This window comes from Desulfotomaculum defluvii, assembly GCF_054657375.1.
Genome location: NZ_BAAHYV010000007.1, coordinates 1,671,445 through 1,690,607, shown reverse-complemented (window position 1 = coordinate 1,690,607; position 19,163 = coordinate 1,671,445). Strand labels below are relative to the sequence as shown.

At 38.4% G+C, this 19,163-nt stretch carries 12 protein-coding genes, 2 tRNA genes and 1 other annotated feature; all 14 genes read left to right on the top strand.

What is annotated here, in order from left to right; all coding sequences use genetic code 11:
* The first annotated feature begins 19 nt into the window (after positions 1-19).
* The 14 genes from ACYQ03_RS15215 to ACYQ03_RS15150 all read left to right on the top strand — a co-directional run bounded on the left by ACYQ03_RS15215 (position 20) and on the right by ACYQ03_RS15150 (position 19,163).
* A tRNA-Ile gene (locus ACYQ03_RS15215) sits at positions 20-96 on the top strand.
* A 66-nt stretch (positions 97-162) separates the two neighbouring features.
* Positions 163-238 (top strand) — tRNA-Ala (locus ACYQ03_RS15210).
* A 326-nt stretch (positions 239-564) separates the two neighbouring features.
* Positions 565-1,233, top strand: a complete 669-nt coding sequence (locus tag ACYQ03_RS15205; RefSeq protein ID WP_459910770.1) for a Crp/Fnr family transcriptional regulator — start codon at positions 565-567, stop codon at positions 1,231-1,233.
* 287 nt (positions 1,234-1,520) lie between these two features.
* Positions 1,521-1,928, top strand: coding sequence for a hypothetical protein (locus tag ACYQ03_RS15200; protein ID WP_459910769.1), 408 nt, complete (start codon positions 1,521-1,523; stop codon positions 1,926-1,928).
* Between the two features lie 32 nt (positions 1,929-1,960).
* Entirely contained in the window at positions 1,961-2,899 is a 939-nt protein-coding gene (locus ACYQ03_RS15195; RefSeq protein ID WP_459910768.1) for a sulfite exporter TauE/SafE family protein, read from the top strand.
* A gap of 72 nt (positions 2,900-2,971) precedes the next feature.
* A complete protein-coding gene (locus tag ACYQ03_RS15190) occupies positions 2,972-3,784 on the top strand; it encodes a DUF169 domain-containing protein (protein WP_459910767.1) in 813 nt (270 codons plus the stop codon).
* A 143-nt stretch (positions 3,785-3,927) separates the two neighbouring features.
* Positions 3,928-4,479 carry a hypothetical protein gene (locus ACYQ03_RS15185; protein ID WP_459910766.1) on the top strand — a complete coding sequence of 184 codons (552 nt, stop codon included), beginning with the start codon at positions 3,928-3,930 and terminating at the stop codon, positions 4,477-4,479.
* Positions 4,472-4,557, top strand: a sequence feature (5S ribosomal RNA rRNA prediction is too short). Its footprint overlaps the gene before it by 8 nt.
* Positions 4,558-4,880: 323 nt before the next feature.
* Entirely contained in the window at positions 4,881-7,934 is a 3,054-nt protein-coding gene (locus ACYQ03_RS15180) for an AfsR/SARP family transcriptional regulator (protein ID WP_459910765.1), read from the top strand.
* Between the two features lie 318 nt (positions 7,935-8,252).
* A complete protein-coding gene (locus tag ACYQ03_RS15175; RefSeq protein ID WP_459910764.1) occupies positions 8,253-10,490 on the top strand; it encodes an MFS transporter in 2,238 nt (745 codons plus the stop codon).
* A 23-nt stretch (positions 10,491-10,513) separates the two neighbouring features.
* Positions 10,514-11,665, top strand: coding sequence for an ABC transporter substrate-binding protein (locus ACYQ03_RS15170; RefSeq protein WP_459910763.1), 1,152 nt, complete (start codon positions 10,514-10,516; stop codon positions 11,663-11,665).
* Positions 11,666-11,686: 21 nt separating this feature from the next.
* Positions 11,687-13,075, top strand: coding sequence for an NHLP bacteriocin system secretion protein (locus tag ACYQ03_RS15165; RefSeq protein ID WP_459910762.1), 1,389 nt, complete (start codon positions 11,687-11,689; stop codon positions 13,073-13,075).
* A gap of 15 nt (positions 13,076-13,090) precedes the next feature.
* Positions 13,091-15,262 (top strand): NHLP family bacteriocin export ABC transporter peptidase/permease/ATPase subunit, encoded by a 2,172-nt coding sequence (locus ACYQ03_RS15160; RefSeq protein ID WP_459910761.1) that lies wholly within the window; start codon positions 13,091-13,093, stop codon positions 15,260-15,262.
* 76 nt (positions 15,263-15,338) lie between these two features.
* Positions 15,339-18,026 (top strand): NHLP bacteriocin export ABC transporter permease/ATPase subunit, encoded by a 2,688-nt coding sequence (locus ACYQ03_RS15155; protein WP_459910760.1) that lies wholly within the window; start codon positions 15,339-15,341, stop codon positions 18,024-18,026.
* A gap of 24 nt (positions 18,027-18,050) precedes the next feature.
* Positions 18,051-19,163, top strand: a complete 1,113-nt coding sequence (locus ACYQ03_RS15150; protein ID WP_459910759.1) for a DUF7005 family protein — start codon at positions 18,051-18,053, stop codon at positions 19,161-19,163.

Genomic DNA, 19,163 nt, shown 5'->3' with positions numbered 1-19,163 from the left:
GCAATACCCAAAAGTTTACGGGACTATAGCTCAGCCGGTTAGAGCGCACGCCTGATAAGCGTGAGGTCGGTGGTTCGAGTCCACCTAGTCCCACCAAAATGAGAAGTAAGGTTGAAGTTAGAACCTCACCTTAATTTCCCAAACTCTCACATTTCAAAACGTGGGGGCATAGCTCAGCTGGGAGAGCACCTGCCTTGCAAGCAGGGGGTCAGCGGTTCGATCCCGCTTGTCTCCACCATTTTACCCTACAGTTGTAAATGAACTGTAGGGTTTCCTTGTTTTTGATGCCAGAGAATTGATTAACTAAATTTTGAATTGATATAATGTGATGATAAATTAACATTTTATTTATTCATAACCCAGCATAATATAGTTGTTGACGCTTTGAATTAGTGAGGGTAAAGATTCTTTGTTAGGAAATATTAAATAAAACTATAAGGTAATAGTGAAAATATTAATTAATCATTAAATTCCTTGAACATGTTAAAAATAAAGGATAAAATGATATCTGTCTGACAAACAGGTTATATTAATTAGTTTCTTACGCGGGGGAGGGATGACAGTATGGAGAACATCAATTACGAGCCTTTGGCCTTAGAAGAGGAAGAAAAGAATTTAATCAGAGAGTATGGAACAGTTGTTAACTATCCGAAGGGTCAAATAATATTTGCAGCTGGTGATACCGCGGATCGTATTTATTTGATTGAAGAGGGCTTTGTTAAAATATATAGGATAACTGCAGATGGACGTCGGGTTACAGTTGGTAGTATGAGAAGCCCTGGTGAATTAATGGGATTAGCTGAAACATTGTATCATGGTGAAAGAACATGTTTTGCAGGTGCCATAAATGATGCTACTTTAGTGGTTGTAAGAAAAAATCGTTTTGAGGAGTTATTGGAGCAACATCCTGTAATAGCTATAAAGGTTGCCAAAACATTAGGAGTTCGTATGAGGGAAGCAGAGGCAATAATTCATGAGATGGTTTGCTGGCAAGTACCTGGAAGACTAGCAATGCTCCTTTTGAAAATGTCTGAAAGAGCAGGTGTTGAAACGGAAATAGGAACGAAAATAGATTTAAGGCTTACCCATGAAGAAATTGCATGTATGATTGGAACATCCAGACAGACGGTTACATCTTTGTTGAATACATTTAAACAGGAAAAAAGCATTGCTATTGAAGGCAGAGAGATGTATATAATAGACTCTGAGAAACTTAACAAGTGGATTGTATAAAGAAGGTTGGTAATATATTACCAACCTTCTTTATACTAATTTATAGAGTGTAATGGGGAAAGTAATAAAAGGATGTACAAAAGACACGAAAACAAAATGTCCGCTGGAATGCAAATATAAAGTAATGCAGTGGACAAAAATAAGGTAATTAATATGACGGTCAAATTGTCATAAGAGTGACATGAAATAACGCCATAGTTTGATAAATTAATAACAAGCAAAGACAATATAATGGAAGGAGGGAAAATTAAAGGGTTAAAGTATCTTCAAAACGAAGGGGGATTGTCATGAATTTATTTTCCAATGTTATCAAATTTTTAAAAGACCCCCATGGTAATAAAATCCAAAATCTCAAAGATCATTATCAAGAGCTTGATGAGTTGTCCAATATTGCTGCTAAGATAGGGGACGCCTCAGCTTACAAATCCCTTCAAGCCGAAATGAGGGAAGTGTTTTTTGATTATCTAACAGCTATTGTAGTTGATTCTATTTATCGCATTGTACCACATATTTTATTAATCTGGTTAGTTAGCTTAATTATACCAACAATTAAAATACCACTGATTAACTGGCAGGTCAATATTTTTGCATTATATTTCGTAGCATATTTTACTTACTATATTGGTGGTTGGGTACTTAGGTATGTGAAAACTGTTATCAATACAAAATCGAGTAATACCATTGTTTCGTCATAAAAAATATAGTCTAATAATGGAGGGAATAGAATATGCATTTTCCAATGGCAGGTGTTGATGCAAGCCCTATTGCACTAATTTTGTGGGGTATTTTTGTAGGATATGTATTTACAACTGTAGGTGCTGCCGGCGGTATTCTAGCTGGTGTTGGTCATATGAGTATTTTTGGATTAAAAGAAGCTAATATGGTAAAGCCCATGAACCAAGTACTGACTTTGGTCAGTCCCGTTGTGGGAACTCCATTGTATTTACGTGAAAAACGAATAGTTGTTCCTACAGCGATTGTGTTGGGACTAGGCGGTATAATCGGTGCTTTAATCGGATCCTATTTTTCCTCTGACTTTTTGAAAGAAATGAAACACTTCCAACCCTACTTTGGTTTCTTTACCCTAGCAATTTCCCTTCGTTTATTCTATGAATGCAGCCAGAAGTTTATCGACAGCCAGAAAAAAGTAAAACAAGCTAATAAGGCTTTTGCTGAAAAAGTGAAAGAATTAAAGGCATCTGGCAAAATAAATGAAATTAAACAAATTGGAGTAAATTTCCAACAAGTTGGAATGCAAAACACTTTTACCTTTGCCGGTCAAGAGTTTAAGTACAATGCTTTAGTACCTTTTATAACTGGTATTGTAGTAGCAATCATATCTGCATCCCTTGGTGTAGGCGGCGGCTTCCTGTTAGTGCCCTTTATGACCAGTGTTATGGGCTTCCCAATGTATATTGTGGCTGGTACCTCTGTATTATCCATTCTAGTTTCTTCTTCTACCAGTATTCTTAACTACCTTTCTATGGGCAGTAAACTAGATTTAACTTTCCTGGCTTTTGAATTAATAGGTGTTGCCATTGGTACTATTATAGCTGCTCAGCTTTCTAAGTTTATCAATGCTCGTAAGCTTAAATACTTCCTGTCCTTTGTACTTCTATATGTTGGTCTGAAGTACCTATTAATTGCATTCGGAATTAAGATTTGATTTTGCTAAAATACACCTGGGGGTTGCCCTATAGGGCAACCCCATAAAAATAATGGTCCGGAGGTAGTGAATATGATACTTATAGATATAGGTGAATTAGCCAATAAAAATGAATTAACTTATGTCGATATGCACAAGGCTTTGCAAGACCTTTATAAATTGGATTATAATCCAATTGCTATTAAATTTTTCTTTGATCAAGAAGAATATCAAAAATTTAAGGCTGAAAAGGTTCCTGGTCCCAAAATGACTTACTGTCAGGTAGCTTTAGCTTCACGTATGGATGATTATATTACTAAATTTGATCAAGAAAAGCTTCTATGTGGCAATGCAAAGACTGTTTTTGGTATGCGCGAAGCTTCCGATGAAGAGGTTGATGGACACGTCAAGTATACCAATGACTGGGATCTTGCAAAGGAGTGCCTAAATGCTAAACCTATGCTTCCACTGGGAGAATTAAAAGGCATTGCAACTGCCCCTCTTTATAAAGCAACCTTTAATCCAGATGTTATTTTTATGATTACAAATGTATTTCAGGCCTATCACATTTTAAATGACTACATTGGTGCAACTAAAATGCCATCACTTAATTTTTCGCATACCATTAATTCCGCAGTATGTGGAGGAACAGTAGGCTGTTATCTAAAACAAACTATTGAAATGAAGACAATGTGTGCAGGTAGCTTTACTTCTGGTAAAACAGAAAAGGGTGAAGTCAATATATTTATACCCGGCACACAAATTGCAGCTCTAACTAAACAATTAATAGACCGAACAGCCAAATATAGCGGATCTTCTATGCTAGGGCCGGGTGGTCAGCATTATCCTGGTGTGGATGCATGTAAGAAGTGCCCGATGATCAAATTCAAAGAATATGAAAAGTAAGTTTACTATAACTGCAGTGTTAGCTGCAGTTTATTTTTTTATCTATAGTACAGCCCCAATAGCCCCAAAATATTACTATTATAATTTAGTGTGTTTTGTTGACTTAATCATAAATAAATTATTATAATACTCAAGGTGATTCAATGATAGATTGGGTAAAAATATATAAGTTATTAGATGAAATTACACCCTTAAAACAAAACTGTGGGGATCTTTGTAATGCAGTGTGTTGTACTGAATGGGACAAGGGAGTAGGTATGTATCTTCTGCCTGGTGAAGATGTGATGTTCACAGGTGAGGAAGATTGGCTAGAATGGGAAGAGCATAGTACTGAGGTATATGAATTTTGTCCTACTTGGTTCGGTAATATTAAATTTCTTCGTTGTAAAGGGTATTGTTTACGAGAACGCAGACCTTTGGCATGTCGAGTCTTTCCACTAATGCCCTATCTCACAGAAGATGGAAAGCTTACCTTAAGATTTGATATTGAACTAGGCAGTAGAATATGTCCATTGGCCCAAAACAATGACATTAATATTTTAGATCCAGAGTTTGTGAGACGGGTTGCCAAAGTTTATCAAATATTATTAGATGATAAGTTAATTCGAGATGACATTGAATGGCAATCAAGACAACTAGATTTGGAATATAATGTCCGACCTGAAGAACTACCCAACAGCATAAGTTTCTGGTGACGATACCGGAGGGGGTACACCTGTTCCCATCCCGAACAAAGTAGTTAAGCGCTCCAGGGAGAGTAGGCCTCGCCAGAGTAATTTTAAAGGGACTGTAGCACTAATCATTGGATTCATTGTGCAACAGTCCCTTTTTGCTATTCCAATCATGACAAAAAGTTGATGATATTCCCTAAGATAAATTAAATTTGGATTTTACCATTACCCAAAGAGAGAATTGCTTATTATTAATGATAATTTGGTTAAGAGATTCACATATTGTGATCAGTAATGTGTTCAAGGTTAAAACTTAGGTGTTATAAGTATTGACCCACATAGGCTGGTGTGATATTTTGTTAAAAAATACATAATCGGATTTTGATTTAAATGAAATTAGCATCCGTATTTAAAGGGGTGATTAATTGACTAACAGTAGCCTAATTATGGCTAAACTTAGATTGCCTTATTTAGGTAAGGAAATTATAGATAGAAGCAGGCTGTTATTAAAAATGGCGAATTTTAGAGAGAGGAAAGCAACCATTGTTGTTGCTCCTGCCGGATATGGCAAGACAGTATTTATCAAGCAATTCGTGGATCGTATGGAAGTGCCTTTTGTATGGTATCAGCTTGATTCCTTTGACAACGATCCTGTAAAGTTTTTTGAATATCTAGTAAAAGGTCTCATGTCAGCTGTACCTGATTTTCAAGTTATTTTACCCGAATTTGACCCGGAAGATATAAATGCCGATAAAAAATATTATAGACTAATGGTATCTATAATTAATGAGTTAGAGAACAAGGTAAAAAATGGACTGATTATTGTTTTTGACGATATGCATTTAGTAAAAGAGCCGGAAATTTTGCAATTTACAGAATACTTTTTAAACTACATTCCCAGCACAGTCCATGTTGTAATTTCCTGTAGGTATCAACCAAAATTTCACCTATTAAAACTCAAGTCAAGTGGAAGTATCGTAGAAATAAATCAGAGTGATCTTGAATTCACCCAGACAGAGGCCACAATACTATTTAAAGTAACAGCTAAATGTTGCTTTAATGAAGAATATATCAAATCGGTTCACAATAAACTTTGCGGATGGGCTTTGGGTTTAAAGCTCTTTAAACTGGCATTCGGGGATTCAATGGACGGATCAATGGATGCTGCATTTTCAAAGGTCAAGAATGAAATATTTGATAATATCTTCTATGAACTATATACGGGTCTTCCACCGGATATTCAAAAATTTTTACGGTACACCTCTGTACTTGAAAACATGGTGCCAAAGGCTTGTAATTATATGCTTGATATACAAGACTCTTCGAAGAAGTTAATCTATATTGCCAAAAAAAACCTATTTATTACAGCTACAGGTTCGGGGGATATGATTTCATATAGGTATCATGATGTTTTTAAAGAGTTTTTAATTAGTTTACTTGATAGTAAAAAAAAAGAAGCCTATGCTAAAGCTGGCAAGTACTATATGCAAAGTGGTTCTAATGAGCAAGCAGTAGAATGTTTTAGATTAGCCAATGATAATGTTATGCTTGTACAATCTATAGAACAGGCAGGACAGCAAATGCTTCAACAAGGGAGATTAAAGACCGTCAAGGCTTGGCTTTCCGCCTTGGAGGAAAGGGATCTTTTGAAAAGTCCAGTACTAATTATGCTAAAAGTAGAACTTCTGTCATATAGCGGAAGCTTCGGTGAGGCAGGGGAGTGGATTGATCAACCCTTTAATTTATTTAAGGAGATTGGTGACAAGGATAGGCTGGTCAGAACTGCAATCCACAAGGCCAGAATTCTGAGGTATAGAGCTTCCTTTACGGAAAGTGCAAAATTTATTGATCAGTTTATAGAAGGTATGGAAGAAATTCCAGACAAATATAAACTTGAAATAGCTGCTGAAAAGGTTTACAGTCAATGGTTGGCGGGAAATATCCCGGCAGCTATTGAAACAGCTAAATTGGCCTTAAGCCATAAGGAAAGCGGGAGAAATAAGAAAGCAGTAGAAAGACTTTCCAAGTATATGACTGTTTTATACACCGTGAGAGGGAGATACTCGGCTGCGCTGGAACTCTATAAACAGATTTTAGATTCCTGTGGTGGTAATGAAGATACTCTAGAGCAGGGTTCTATTCCACTGTATATGTCCTGTATATACAGAGAGCGGGGCGATATTGCAAAGGCACTTGACATGTTGAAACAGTCGTTGAATAGGAAACAACGGATTGGTTTTACTGAGGATTTGCATCTGATTTACTTTAATATTGCCGTGACTTTAATAGGCTATGGGGATCTGCAAGAAATTTACAATTACTGCCGTCTGGCCCAGGATGCTTTTAAGCATATCGGAGGTCAGCTTACATATTACGAAGTGATGCTGAAAGCTTTTCAGAGTGCAATTACAGCTTATATTAAGGGACAAGATTCATTAGAGGCTGAAACTCTGATGGATCAAACTGTTCTTAACCTTAAAAACGAATCGAAGTATCTGCTTGTTTATGTCTCACCTTATTTTATAATTTATTATCTTAAATATAAGCAGTATGAAAAAGCCAATGAGTTATTAAAACTGGCCATATCGATAGGAGAAGCCATTGGACTTAATTTTCAATTATCTATCCTCTTTGGTCTAAAAGCAGCGATCTTAAAAGAAAAAGATGAACAGAAAGGTATGATTTCATTTACTAAGCAAAGTCTTGAGTTGGCCGCGGCTGAGGGATATGAGAGGTTTTTTCTGACCTTTCCCGAGTTGTTTACCTGTATAGAAATTGCTGTAGAAAATGGAATAGAACAGGAATTTGTAGAAAATATAATAACTCGTTTGAATTGGCGGGCCGCGCCCCTGCTTTTAAACTTATTAAGGCACCAGGACACCGGAGTCCGGGGTAAGGTGGTAAAACTTATAAAAAGCGGTAAGTACTGCCCAATACGACAGGAAATAGAATTGCTTTTCTTTGATTCAGATGTTTTTGTAAGGGACACTGGGTTTGAATTATTAAAAGAGATAGCTACTGAGGAGGAACAAACCCAGATAAAACTTTTTATCCGTTGCTTAGGTAACCTAAAAGTATACTTGTACAATGACTGGAATAACCCTCTAATCTGGCGTACATCAAAAGCAAAAGAGCTTTTTGCCTATCTCCTGCACTGGAAAGGTCAACCTGTTTTAACCGAAAGGATCTTGGCTGATTTATGGCCGGATACAAATATAAAAAAAGCCCGCAATCTATTTCATACAAATCTTACTTATGTCAAAAATCTACTAAAACGCTGTGGACTTCAAGAAAACCTGCAGAGGCACCAAACGGGATATGCACTGGCTACACGGGGAATGGCCTGTGATCTTTGGCTTCCCTACGCCGGTGGATACAGGGGTGTATATCTTGAGGATATCTATTCTGACTGGCCGGAGGACAGGCGATCGGAACTAGAGTTAGAATATTCTAGAAAAAAAAGCTTATTCTCTTCTTGAATTTACTTGGGCACTTAAGATGCCCATTTTCTGTTTGGAAAATGTTTGGAGATTTAATGTAATATAATTTTAGACAAAAAGACCTATATTTTGAAATGTTTGAATTTAAGTGTTTTGTTGGTATTGGAGTAGGTGTGTCAGCAGTAAATCCATTTTACCAGATTAAGATTTTTTACCTAAATTGGATGGTGGCAAAAGTTGATCTCCACAAATTCTTCCTCTAGTCAAAGCTATCAAAAAAATAATTATATAGCCCCAACAATATATAAGACCAGAATAAAAGTATTATTGCTAACACTAATCTTACTAGTGGTAAGTATGATGTATACAGGAATCCTGAACTATATGACCTTTGAGGATAATTATAATAAATCCCTGGTAAATACTTATTCTATTGCCGGCAATGAGTTAGTTAGGAAAATAGAGTATGCCTTACATTACGGCAAGTCAATGGAAAACTTTTACGGTATGAGCGATACCCTGGGCGAGTTAAAAGAAATTGTTAAGGATGTTGAGGAAGTAAATATAATTTCGCCCCACGGAGAAATCCTATATGATTTGAACGGTTTTGTAAATAATAAAACATTGCCTAAGGAATTATTAAAAACAGCTGTTTTTCACCAGGGTATGATTGACGAAAATTGCAGTTATCAAGTATTCCAAGGGAAGTACCATATATTCTTAAAGATTTTTGGCCCCGCTTCTAATTCCATCGCTACCTTGGAAATGGTTTTTCCAAGGGATTCTTTTCAAAGTTCTATCGACAAAAACAAAAGGGAATTAGTTGTATATCTGGCTGGGGTAATCATAATAGCATTTTTTTTGCTATACATAATTTTACTAAAGACCAGCCTTTTAACGGCGGATAGTAAAGTAAATAGGAAAAGGATTTTATTTACTTTAATAGCAGTCTTAAGTTCGGTTCAGTTGTTATATTGTGGCATTAACTATCATCTTTTTAAAAACGCTTATGGCCAATTAGCTCTACAAAGTAATAGCTTTGTTGAGAACACGGTGGCCAAAAATCTAGAAAAGGTTTACCGCATGGGAATCAGCCTAGAAGATGTGGACGGCGTAGAAGAATATTTGGAAAACATTAAGGCTGGGTTACCTTTAATTGAAAGAATAGATGTTATTAGGCCTGGAACTGGTGCGGGTGTTGCTGTGATTGATTATGCTAATTCCCGGGAGGTTGCCCTAGTCAAGGCTAGTATTTCATCTACTTATATTGATAAGCTGATGCTCGAAATTTTGCTGGACATGATAACTGTCTTAATAATTTCTTTACTTTTCATGATTGAATTAACCTTTCTAACGACGATTTTAATGAATAGAAGAAGATCCCCGGGAGAACATAAGGTGGTTAACCCACCTTATCGTCATACTCCCGAGTTAATCAGAGGATTAATATTTATTGTTAACATTTGTGTTTTTATGTCCATTACCTTTGTTCCTATAGTAATGCAGAAACTATACCAACCACTTCCAGGCTTGTCCCGGGAAGTGGTGCTGGGATTGCCACTTTCTGCCGAAATGTTTGGAGGTATACTGGCTATATTTGTGGCTGGCCTACTGATAGATAAAAAGGGCTGGAGAAAAATTTTTTATTCTGGTGTGTTATTTATAGCATTGGGAAATTTGTTTTCTGGGCTAAGTTCCAGTGCGATTCTTTTTATTTTTTCTAGAACCATTGCAGGCCTAGGAATTGGTTTTATCTTAATGACTTTGCGCAGTTTAGCGGTCTCCTTGCCAGAAAGAAATTTTGCCATTGCAGAGTTTTCAGCAGGTTCCATAGCTGGTTTAAATTGTGGTGCGGTTATCGGGGGTATGCTGGCTGACAGAATTGGATATCAGCCGGTATTTTGCCTATCGGCAATGACGGTACTTTTTTCCTGTGCTTATGTTCATTGGTTGATGAAGGCTTTAGAAGTTGAGTACAAGAGTGCTGATGAAATTACTGGCTGGAACAAGTTTATCAATTTTATATCCGATAAAAATGTACAGGTATTTTTGTTGTTAATTTTTGCCCCCTTTTTTATTGCCGGGGCATTTTTGGATTATTATTTTCCATTGTTTGCCAAAGGACATGATCTTACCCAAGGCGATATAAGCCGAGTTTTCTTAATAAACGGCTTGTGCATAATTTATCTTAGTCCGATTTTGACCAAATTTGCCACTCGTTGCCTAGGAGATAAAAAAGGAATAGCAGCATCATTATTAGTATGTATTTGTGCACTTGCTGTTTTTACGTTTTTAGGAACCATTCCCGCTGCTATTGTAACGGTTATTTTATTGGGTATTGCCGAGAGCTTTGGGGTGGCCATGCAGACAAGTTATTTTTTAAATTTAAGGTCCGTTAAGGATTTGGAGGTAAGCAAAGCTATTGCATATTTTAGCGTAATGGTCAATGCAAGCAGGATGGTCGGTCCTATTATTTTTGGTCTCACCCTGACCCTTGGCCTGAGAATGGGAGTAGGGTTGATAGCAGGAGTTTTCTTAATATTGCTAATTATATTTATGTTTATCCCTAAAGATTATCTTCAAAAAAGCCTATAAAAAGGGGAAATGAGGTCGGTGCTATGGATAGGGTTGCTAAAATACTGTTTGTTTGCATGCTTTTATTATGTATGTTAACTGGCTGTTTTGATGCTAATTTGGCTAAACAAAGAGAAAAACAGGCTGGTAAAGGGGACAGCATTATCATTGGGGTTCCTGTTCCCCGTGAGTTTACCGAAAAAAATACCGGTTTTTTAAAGGGGATAGCCTTAGCACTTGAGGATATTAATTCAAGGGGTGTAAATGGTAAAAAGATTAAACTAGAGATTGTTGATGACAAAGCCGTTTTTAAAAATGCGGTAGATATAGCTCAAAGATTTTCCCAAAATACCCACATGACGGCAGTAATCGGTCACTTTTATTCGGATATTTGTATTCCGTTAGCAGCTATTTATGAAAAGGCTGGTATGTTGGAAATAGTGCCTACTGTGTCTAACCCTGAGCTAACGGAAAATAATTACAGGTACGTCTTTCAAAACATACCCAGTGATAAAAAAGTGGCTGAGCAAATGTGCCAACATGCTCTGCATGAGGGTTATAAAAAGATGGTTGTTTATTACGAAGATAGCTCCTATGGGCGTAATCTAGCAGATGCCTTTGAAAGTGAAGCAGCAAATAAAGGGATAACAATTATAGATAGATGCTCAGGATTTGTAAATGATAACGACTTTAAAAGGGCCCATGATAAATGGAATGCCTTGGATTTTGATGCTGTCTTCCTCGCCTTGAATATGCCGGAAGGAGCACAGTTCATCAAAGGATTTAGAAAACTTAATTCAAGTATACCTATTTTATCCGGCGATGGTCTAGATGTAAGTAACTTTACTAAGGTCCTAGGAAAGGATTGCGAGGGTGTTGTGATTGCTACGATATCTAACCCCCATAATGTAAAACCTGAATTAATAGAATTTTCAAAGCAGTACAAGCAGAGGTACGGCGAAGAGCCCGATGTATGGGCTGTACAGGGTTACGATTCACTTCAACTAATTGCTCAGGCAATTGAACAAACAGATAGTTGCTCACCGCCGGTATTGGCTGATTACTTGAGGGATATGGAAACTATGAAGCTAGTTTCAGGAGATATTTCTTTTAACGAGCACGGGGAAATCCAAGGAAGAGAAGTATTTATGAAAAAAGTAGTGAAAGGTACGTTTGAATATATTAATGGAAGATAACCACCGTAGGAGGTATTAGCTATGGCTGAAAATAAGGTTTTCCGAAAAGTATCCCTAGACCGCCTGTCTTCACCGGAGGAGTTAGACCAGCGTCTAACAGTAACATCGCCGATGGGTTGGCTGGCCTGCTTGGCTATTATTCTGTTGACTTTAGCAGGACTTATTTGGGGGATATTCGGGAGGATACCAGATAAGGCCATAGGTGAAGGAATTATTATTTCCAGCGGGGGTGTTACCAATGTATTGTCTCATGTCAACGGGCTGGTAACCGATGTCAAGGCCCAGGAAGGGGATTATGTAAAAAAAGGTGATGTAATTGCCAGGGTTGAGCAAACCCAGGTTGTTGAGAAAATAAATCAACTTAAAGAAGATCTGGAAGTTATTAAAAAATTGGACACAGATAACCCTCGGGTAGAAGATAATAAGTTGAATTTTAATGTTTACGGGCAAATTGTGGAACTTGTCCAGGACATAGAATACGCCAGGACAAATCTTGACGTTCAAACAGCAAATTTAACCTCTGCAGATAAAAGCCATGCTATAAATCTGGAGCAGGCTGAATGGGAACTGGAGCAGGCAACACTGCAGTTGGCAAAAGACAAGGACAATTATGAAAGATCTAAATACCTGTTTGATCATGCGGCAATATCTAAACAAGCCTATGAAGATGCTGAGCGCTATTTTATTCTAAGTGAGGCAACTCTTAAAAACAAAAAGGAAACTCTGCAAAATCTAAAAACGGAGGCCAACGTATTAGCGCGGGCACAAGTTATACAGGCTGAGCACAATCTAGATGTGTTGAAACAAAAACTTAAGGATGTCAGGTTACTAAAGGAAAAAGACTTGGAAAACCAAATCGCTAAACAGCAGTTACAGTTAAGAAATAATAGTGAGATCACAGCTGATACTTCTGGGCGTGTTCTGGAGTTACAGATTAAAAAAGGTGCCCTACTGGGCACTGGTAAGAGTGTTTGCAGTATTGCCAAGGAGGAAGAAGAAGCTGAATCACTGACTGTGGTAATGTTTATGCCGGTGGAGCAAGGGAAAAAGGTGCTGCCAGGCATGGCGGTTAACATTTCTCCTAGCACCGTTAAAAAAGAAGAAGATGGCTTTATGCTGGGTAACGTGAAATCAGTTTCTGAATATCCAGCCAGCGCCCAGGGCATGATGCTTACCCTAGGAAGTGCGGAACTGGTAAATCGTTTGACAGGCCGGGGTTCGCCTATAGAGATTAAGGTGGAATTAGTGAGGGATAGCAGTACGGTTAGCGGGTATAAATGGTCCACACCCAATGGGCCAGAAATGATTATTGATAGTGGCACCTTATGTTTGGGAGAAGTTAAGGTAAGTGAACAGCGGCCTATTAGTATGGTTATACCCTTTATTAAAAAGATATTGCCATTTAATTAAGCACTTCAATATGAGGTGATTGCCTTGAAAAAGAAAACTGAGAGAAAAAAGGTTCCGACTATTTTGCAAATGGAAGCAGTGGAGTGTGGTGCTGCATCCCTGGCAATGATTTTTGCTTACTATAAAAAATACATTTCGCTTGAGCAACTTCGAGTTGATTGTGGGGTTACCCGGGACGGTGTAAAAGCAAGCAATATACTCAAGGCGGCCCGGAGACACGGCTTTGAGGCTAAAGGCTTCCGCAAAGAACCAGAAGGGCTGAGGGAAATGACATTGCCTGCCATTATCCACTGGAACTTCAATCATTTTGTTGTTCTAGAGGGGTTTAGTGAGAACAAGGTTTATATTAATGATCCCGGCAGTGGCCCCAAGGTGATTTCCGAAGAAGAGTTTGATCTATCCTTTACCGGAGTAATCTTAACCTTTCAGCCGGGGCCAGATTTTCAAGCCAGCGGTCATAAAAGTAATTTTCTAGTTTCTTTAAAAAACTGGGTTAAAGGTTCTCAAATGACACTGGTTTACCTAGTTATTATTGGATTATTAATGGTTATACCGGGGCTGATCGTTCCTGCCTTTTCCAAGATTTTTATTGACAATATCTTACTGGCCGGAAAGGAAGACTGGCTCAAACCTTTACTTTGGGCTATGGGTACAGTAGTTGTTTTACAGGCTACACTCACCTGGTTGCAGCAGTATTATCTGTTACGGATGGAAACAAAAATAGCCCTGACCAATGCGGGGAAATTTTTCTGGCATATTTTCAGACTGCCAGTACTCTTTTTTCAACAGCGTTCTGCGGGAGATATTTCCAACAGGATGCAAAGCAATGACCAGGTTGCCGCCTTTCTATCAAGGGAATTGGCTGAAACGGTAATTGGTATGATAACTCTGATCTTTTATTTGATTGTTATGTTACAGTACAGTGTGTACTTAACTCTTATTTCCCTAATCATTGGCGGGATAAGTATTGTCTACCTAATTTATTCATCCAATAAGATTGAAACTATGAATAAAAAACTATTGCAGGATAAGGGTAAAGTAATGGGTTTCTCCATTTCTGGCTTATATATTATTGAAACATTAAAGGCAACTGGTTCTGAGTCAGATTTTTTTGCCAAGTGGTCAGGTTACCATGCCAAGGAGATAAATGCCCAGCAGAAGTTAGGCCGAACCACACAAACCTTATTTCACTTACCTAACTTTTTGGCTGAGTTTGCCGATGTGATTATCTTGTTTGTGGGGGGTATTATCATTATTAACGGCAACATGACCATAGGTTCCTTAATTGCTTTCCAGGGTTTACTGGCAAGTTTCATGAAACCTGTTAACAGTTTGACCCAAATGGGAATGCGGATCAAGCAGATTCAGGGGGACATAAATCGATTGGAGGACGTATTTAAATACAAGGTTGACGAGAATGTCACCCGCGAAATAAAAGTTGACAAAGACGAAGACAATTATCAAAAGCTGGAAGGATTCTTAGAAATAAAAGATTTAACCTTTGGCTATAACCCTTGGGATCCTCCTTTAATTCAAAATTTTAACCTTACGCTAAAACCCGGTTCTCGCGTAGCGTTGGTAGGCGGTTCCGGTAGTGGCAAAAGCACAGTGGCCAGATTAATTACTGGTATTTATCAACCCTGGTCGGGAGAAATACTCCTAGACGGGGTGAATAAAGACAAGTTACCACGGAATGTGATAACTAATTCATTAGCGGTTGTAGACCAAGACATCACTATGTTCGATGGGACCATTAGGGAGAACCTTACTATGTGGGATGATACAATACCGGAATTCAATCTCATACGTGCTGCCAAGGATGCCTGTATTCACGATGTTATTACCACTAGGGATAAGGGGTATGAGTACAAGGTACGTGAAGGCGGTGCAAATTTTAGCGGTGGACAGAGACAAAGGTTCGAAATAGCAAGGGCATTAACCGGCAACCCTTCAATTTTGATTATGGATGAAGCAACCAGTGCCCTGGACGTGCAAACGGAAAAGATGGTTGATGAAAATATTCGCCGGCGCGGTTGTACTTGCGTTATTGTTGCCCATCGCTTGAGTACAATCCGGGATTGTGACGAAATAATCGTTCTGGATAAAGGTAAAATTGTTCAGCGCGGTACACACGAGGAAATGAAAAACACTGACGGACCTTACGCTGAGTTAATAAGTGCCAGTTAGTACTACAGAGATTTTTTAAAAGTTCAGAGAGAAATTAGATACAACCTGTAGTATTGGAGTAAATGGGGGTTGGACCGTGGACTTTTTATTGGACTTGGATTTTAACGAGATAAGGGCAGAGGGCAACAACCCTTTAATCCTGGATACCGGTAAAATGTGGCTGGTTAAGGATGGGCAAGTTGATATATTTGTTACCAGAGTTTCAGCCGGTCAAACAACTGGTCGCAGAAAATACTTATTTACCTGTGAAAATGGGAGCATCCTTTTGGGGAGTCAACCTATACTTAGGGATGATGGACAATACGGGTTACTGGCTGTAGGGCGCACGGGAACCGCCTTATTAGAAACTGAATTACAGCAGTTGTATAAATTGACTGTTGGTGAAGATATAAAAATAATAACGGATTTATTGGCAAACTGGGCCATAAATTGGGTCAATACTGGGATTAAGGAAGAACTACAGTTTGACCCGGATGCTGGACTAAACTCCATACTAGATGCCATTGTTGAATTTAATAAAACAGCTTTTAATCAAGTTGTGGAGCTATATATTTCTGAAAAAAATGAAGAGCTTTTAAGAAATAAAGTAAAAAAAGAAAAAGATGATTACTTCATGAGTGCTGGGTTGCTCAAGCTCGTAAACTCAATGAATCGGCAAAAGGGACCTGATGCGGGTGAGCAAGAATCTCTGGTTGATAACTTGCTGTTTAGGTCTTGTGTGGCGGTGGGCAGGGCCAAGAATATTAAGATTGTACCTTCTAACGAGCTAAGAAAAGGAAACGCAGTATCAAAGGACCTATTGGGTGATATAGCTAGGTCGTCTCAAATTAGGATAAGACAAATTATTCTAAAAGATCAATGGTGGAAAGAAGATAACGGTGCCTTGCTAGTATACAAAGAGGAAGATGGGCGACCAGTTGCACTATTACCACTTTCACCGACAAAGTACGAGTTATATGATCCTTCTAATGAGACCAAGCTTGTTGTAGATGACAGTGTGGCTGGTTCTCTTAAACCCCATGCTTATACCTTTTATCGTCCCCTTCCCCCAAAGGTGATCGGTTACAGTGAATTGCTTAAATTTTTGGCTGGTGGAATATGGAAAAGGGATCTTACAATTATTTTTACCATGGGTATTCTAGGTGGATTGTTAGGATTGTTGACACCCGTGGTAACGGGTGAAATTTTTGACAGCGTTATTCCTGATGGTGAAAAGGTACTGTTGACCCAAATTGGTTTTTTACTCATGTCAATTGCGGCAACTACTTTTGCCTTTAATCTGACTCGAGCTTTTGCTATGCACCGCATTGAAGGGAGAACAGAGTCTGATTTGCAGGCGGCTATCTGGGATAGGTTATTGAGCCTCCCCGTACCCTTTTTTAAGGATTTCACCGCTGGTGAACTAGCTGAGCGGGCTATGGGTATAACCCAGATCAGGGCAATTCTATCTGGTGCTGTTGCCAACACGGTTATTTCAAGTATTTTTTCAATTTTTTATCTTTTTCTATTGTTTTATTACAGCTGGAAACTGGCCTTAATTTGCTTGGGTATTGTTACATTCGTTATGGCTGTATCCCTTTTATTCGGCTACTTACAAATCCGCCATGAGCGCCAATTAGTAGATTTAAGAAACAAACTTTCGGGAAAAATTTTTAATTTACTCAGTGGAGTAAGCAAAATAAAAACATCGGGAGCTGAAAAGAGGGCTTTTCATAATTGGTCCCAACAATTTAGTCAGGTTAGGGATATTACTTATAGTAAGGAAACCCTAGGCAATAGTTTAGTTGTTTTTAATTCTACTGTAAATGTTATCGCAACGGGGATAATTTTCTATGCCCTTATAAAAATGCAAAATATAGACTTAGCTGCAGGTAAATTTATCGCTTTTAACTCAGCCTTTTCAAAATTTCTAAGTTCTATGCTGGAAATATCTAACGTTGTGTTACAGCTTAATATTATCAAGCCGTTATATGAAAGAACCAAACCTATTCTGGTAAACCTGCCCGAGTTTGACCTAGAAAAAGCAGATCCCGGAGAACTTCAGGGTAATATAGAGGTTAGCCATGTCAATTTCCGCTATGACAAAGATGGTCCTTTGATATTAGATGATGTTTCACTGGAGATAAAACAAGGGGATTATGTGGGAATTGTAGGGCCATCAGGCAGCGGGAAATCTACCTTGTTTAGGATACTATTGGGCTTTGAGAAGCCGGAATCCGGACAGGTTTATTACGATCAACAGGACCTGGAAAATGTTGATATACGGGCCATTCGCCGTCAATTGGGTGTGGTTCTCCAGGGCGGGCAATTAATGTCTGGGAGTATATTTGATAACATCATTGGAGCAAACCCTGGCTTAACCATTGATGATGCCTGGATAGCGGCCCGCATGGCCGGTATGGAAGAAGACATCAAAAGTATGCCCATGGGTATGCACACCATGGTCAGTGAGAGTGGCGGCACACTATCCGGAGGACAAAAACAGCGGCTTTTAATTGCCCGTGCTATTATTTCCAAGCCTAAGATTGTTTATTTTGATGAAGCTACCAGTGCCCTGGATAATAAAACCCAAAGGATCGTAAGTGAAAGCTTATACAAATTAGATGCTACGCGAGTAGTCATAGCCCACAGATTAAGTACAATTGCCGAATGCAACAAGATCATAGTTTTGGATCAGGGGCGGGTAATTGAATCTGGTACCTACGATGAATTATTTGCACAAAACGGTGTATTTACTCAGTTAGCTAAAAGGCAACTGGCTTAATATATTTTCAAGGGGGATAGGTCATTGCAAGGACAATTGTTATTTCTACTGGAGAATCATTTCAAACATACCAGTAATAAGTCCTGGGAAGAGATACCCCTACCGGATGAACTTTTTGTCAGGGATTGGGAGGAATATATAAGTGATATTTCTCAACAGGGTTTTTTCGCTTCGTTACGTAAAAGATTGGTGCAGCTTAATTTTCCAATAGGAAAAGAAATGAGCCAAAATACCAATTACCAACTGGCAACTAGGAGCGGGATAGTTACCTCTAGTCCTGAAATAAATAAGGTTGAACTGAAAGAGCCCGATAATATTGAAGTATATCTTTATCAAACACTTGCCGGCAAAATACCAGTAATGCAGATTAGAAACAGGAGTGATTTTGAAACCTTAGTACGTGTGTTTGCCCATAAGAATGAGCCGGTATTGATACCACCTTCCATGGGAGCCTGTATGATTAAAGGCTATAACAATTGGGACAGGGTAAATAAGTACAAAGAAAAGTGGCATAGTGATAATGATTATAAAGAAAACTCGGATTTATTGTGGAAGCTTGAATTTGAAAAGATGAAGTCCCATAAAGAGTTTTACAGGGATACATTCTTAATACTAAGTGGCAATGAATACAGTAATGTCCCCGCTGTAATGCTGGGTCTTACCAGTGATGAATGGCAGCGGTTATCCCTAGTTATCCGCCGAGAACATGAGGCCACGCACTATTGTACCTTGCGTTTTTGGGGCTCAGCCCGCAATGATTTACTGGATGAGCTGATTGCAGATTATATGGGTTTAGTTGCTGCAACAGGCAGTTTCAGGGCGCAATGGTTTCTTTGTTTTATGGGGCTGGAAGATTACCCCTCTTTTCGTACCGGAGGAAGGCTGGCTAATTATATTAAGAACAGGGAATTATCGGCTGAAGCTTTTGAGAAATTAAAGTTATATATCAATAGTGCAGCTCGCAATCTAGAAGCATTTAGTAATAAGTATGCCCCGATTATCTATCATGGTGAGGGAAAATATCAGATGCTGTTAGCGATGTCTAAGATGAATTTAATTGAGTTGGCAGCGGAAGATATGGAGAAAAAATTACTCAATAAAGGGTTGGAAGCCTTCCTAAGAGAAGAGGTGCACTAG

Coding starts and splice junctions, on each gene's coding strand:
- ACYQ03_RS15190 (WP_459910767.1), top strand. CDS start 2,972: ATGATACTTATAGATATAGGTGAATTAGCCAATAAAAATGAATTAACT.
- ACYQ03_RS15170 (WP_459910763.1), top strand. CDS start 10,514: ATGGATAGGGTTGCTAAAATACTGTTTGTTTGCATGCTTTTATTATGT.
- ACYQ03_RS15205 (WP_459910770.1), top strand. CDS start 565: ATGGAGAACATCAATTACGAGCCTTTGGCCTTAGAAGAGGAAGAAAAG.
- ACYQ03_RS15165 (WP_459910762.1), top strand. CDS start 11,687: ATGGCTGAAAATAAGGTTTTCCGAAAAGTATCCCTAGACCGCCTGTCT.
- ACYQ03_RS15185 (WP_459910766.1), top strand. CDS start 3,928: ATGATAGATTGGGTAAAAATATATAAGTTATTAGATGAAATTACACCC.
- ACYQ03_RS15200 (WP_459910769.1), top strand. CDS start 1,521: ATGAATTTATTTTCCAATGTTATCAAATTTTTAAAAGACCCCCATGGT.
- ACYQ03_RS15175 (WP_459910764.1), top strand. CDS start 8,253: ATGATGTATACAGGAATCCTGAACTATATGACCTTTGAGGATAATTAT.
- ACYQ03_RS15195 (WP_459910768.1), top strand. CDS start 1,961: ATGCATTTTCCAATGGCAGGTGTTGATGCAAGCCCTATTGCACTAATT.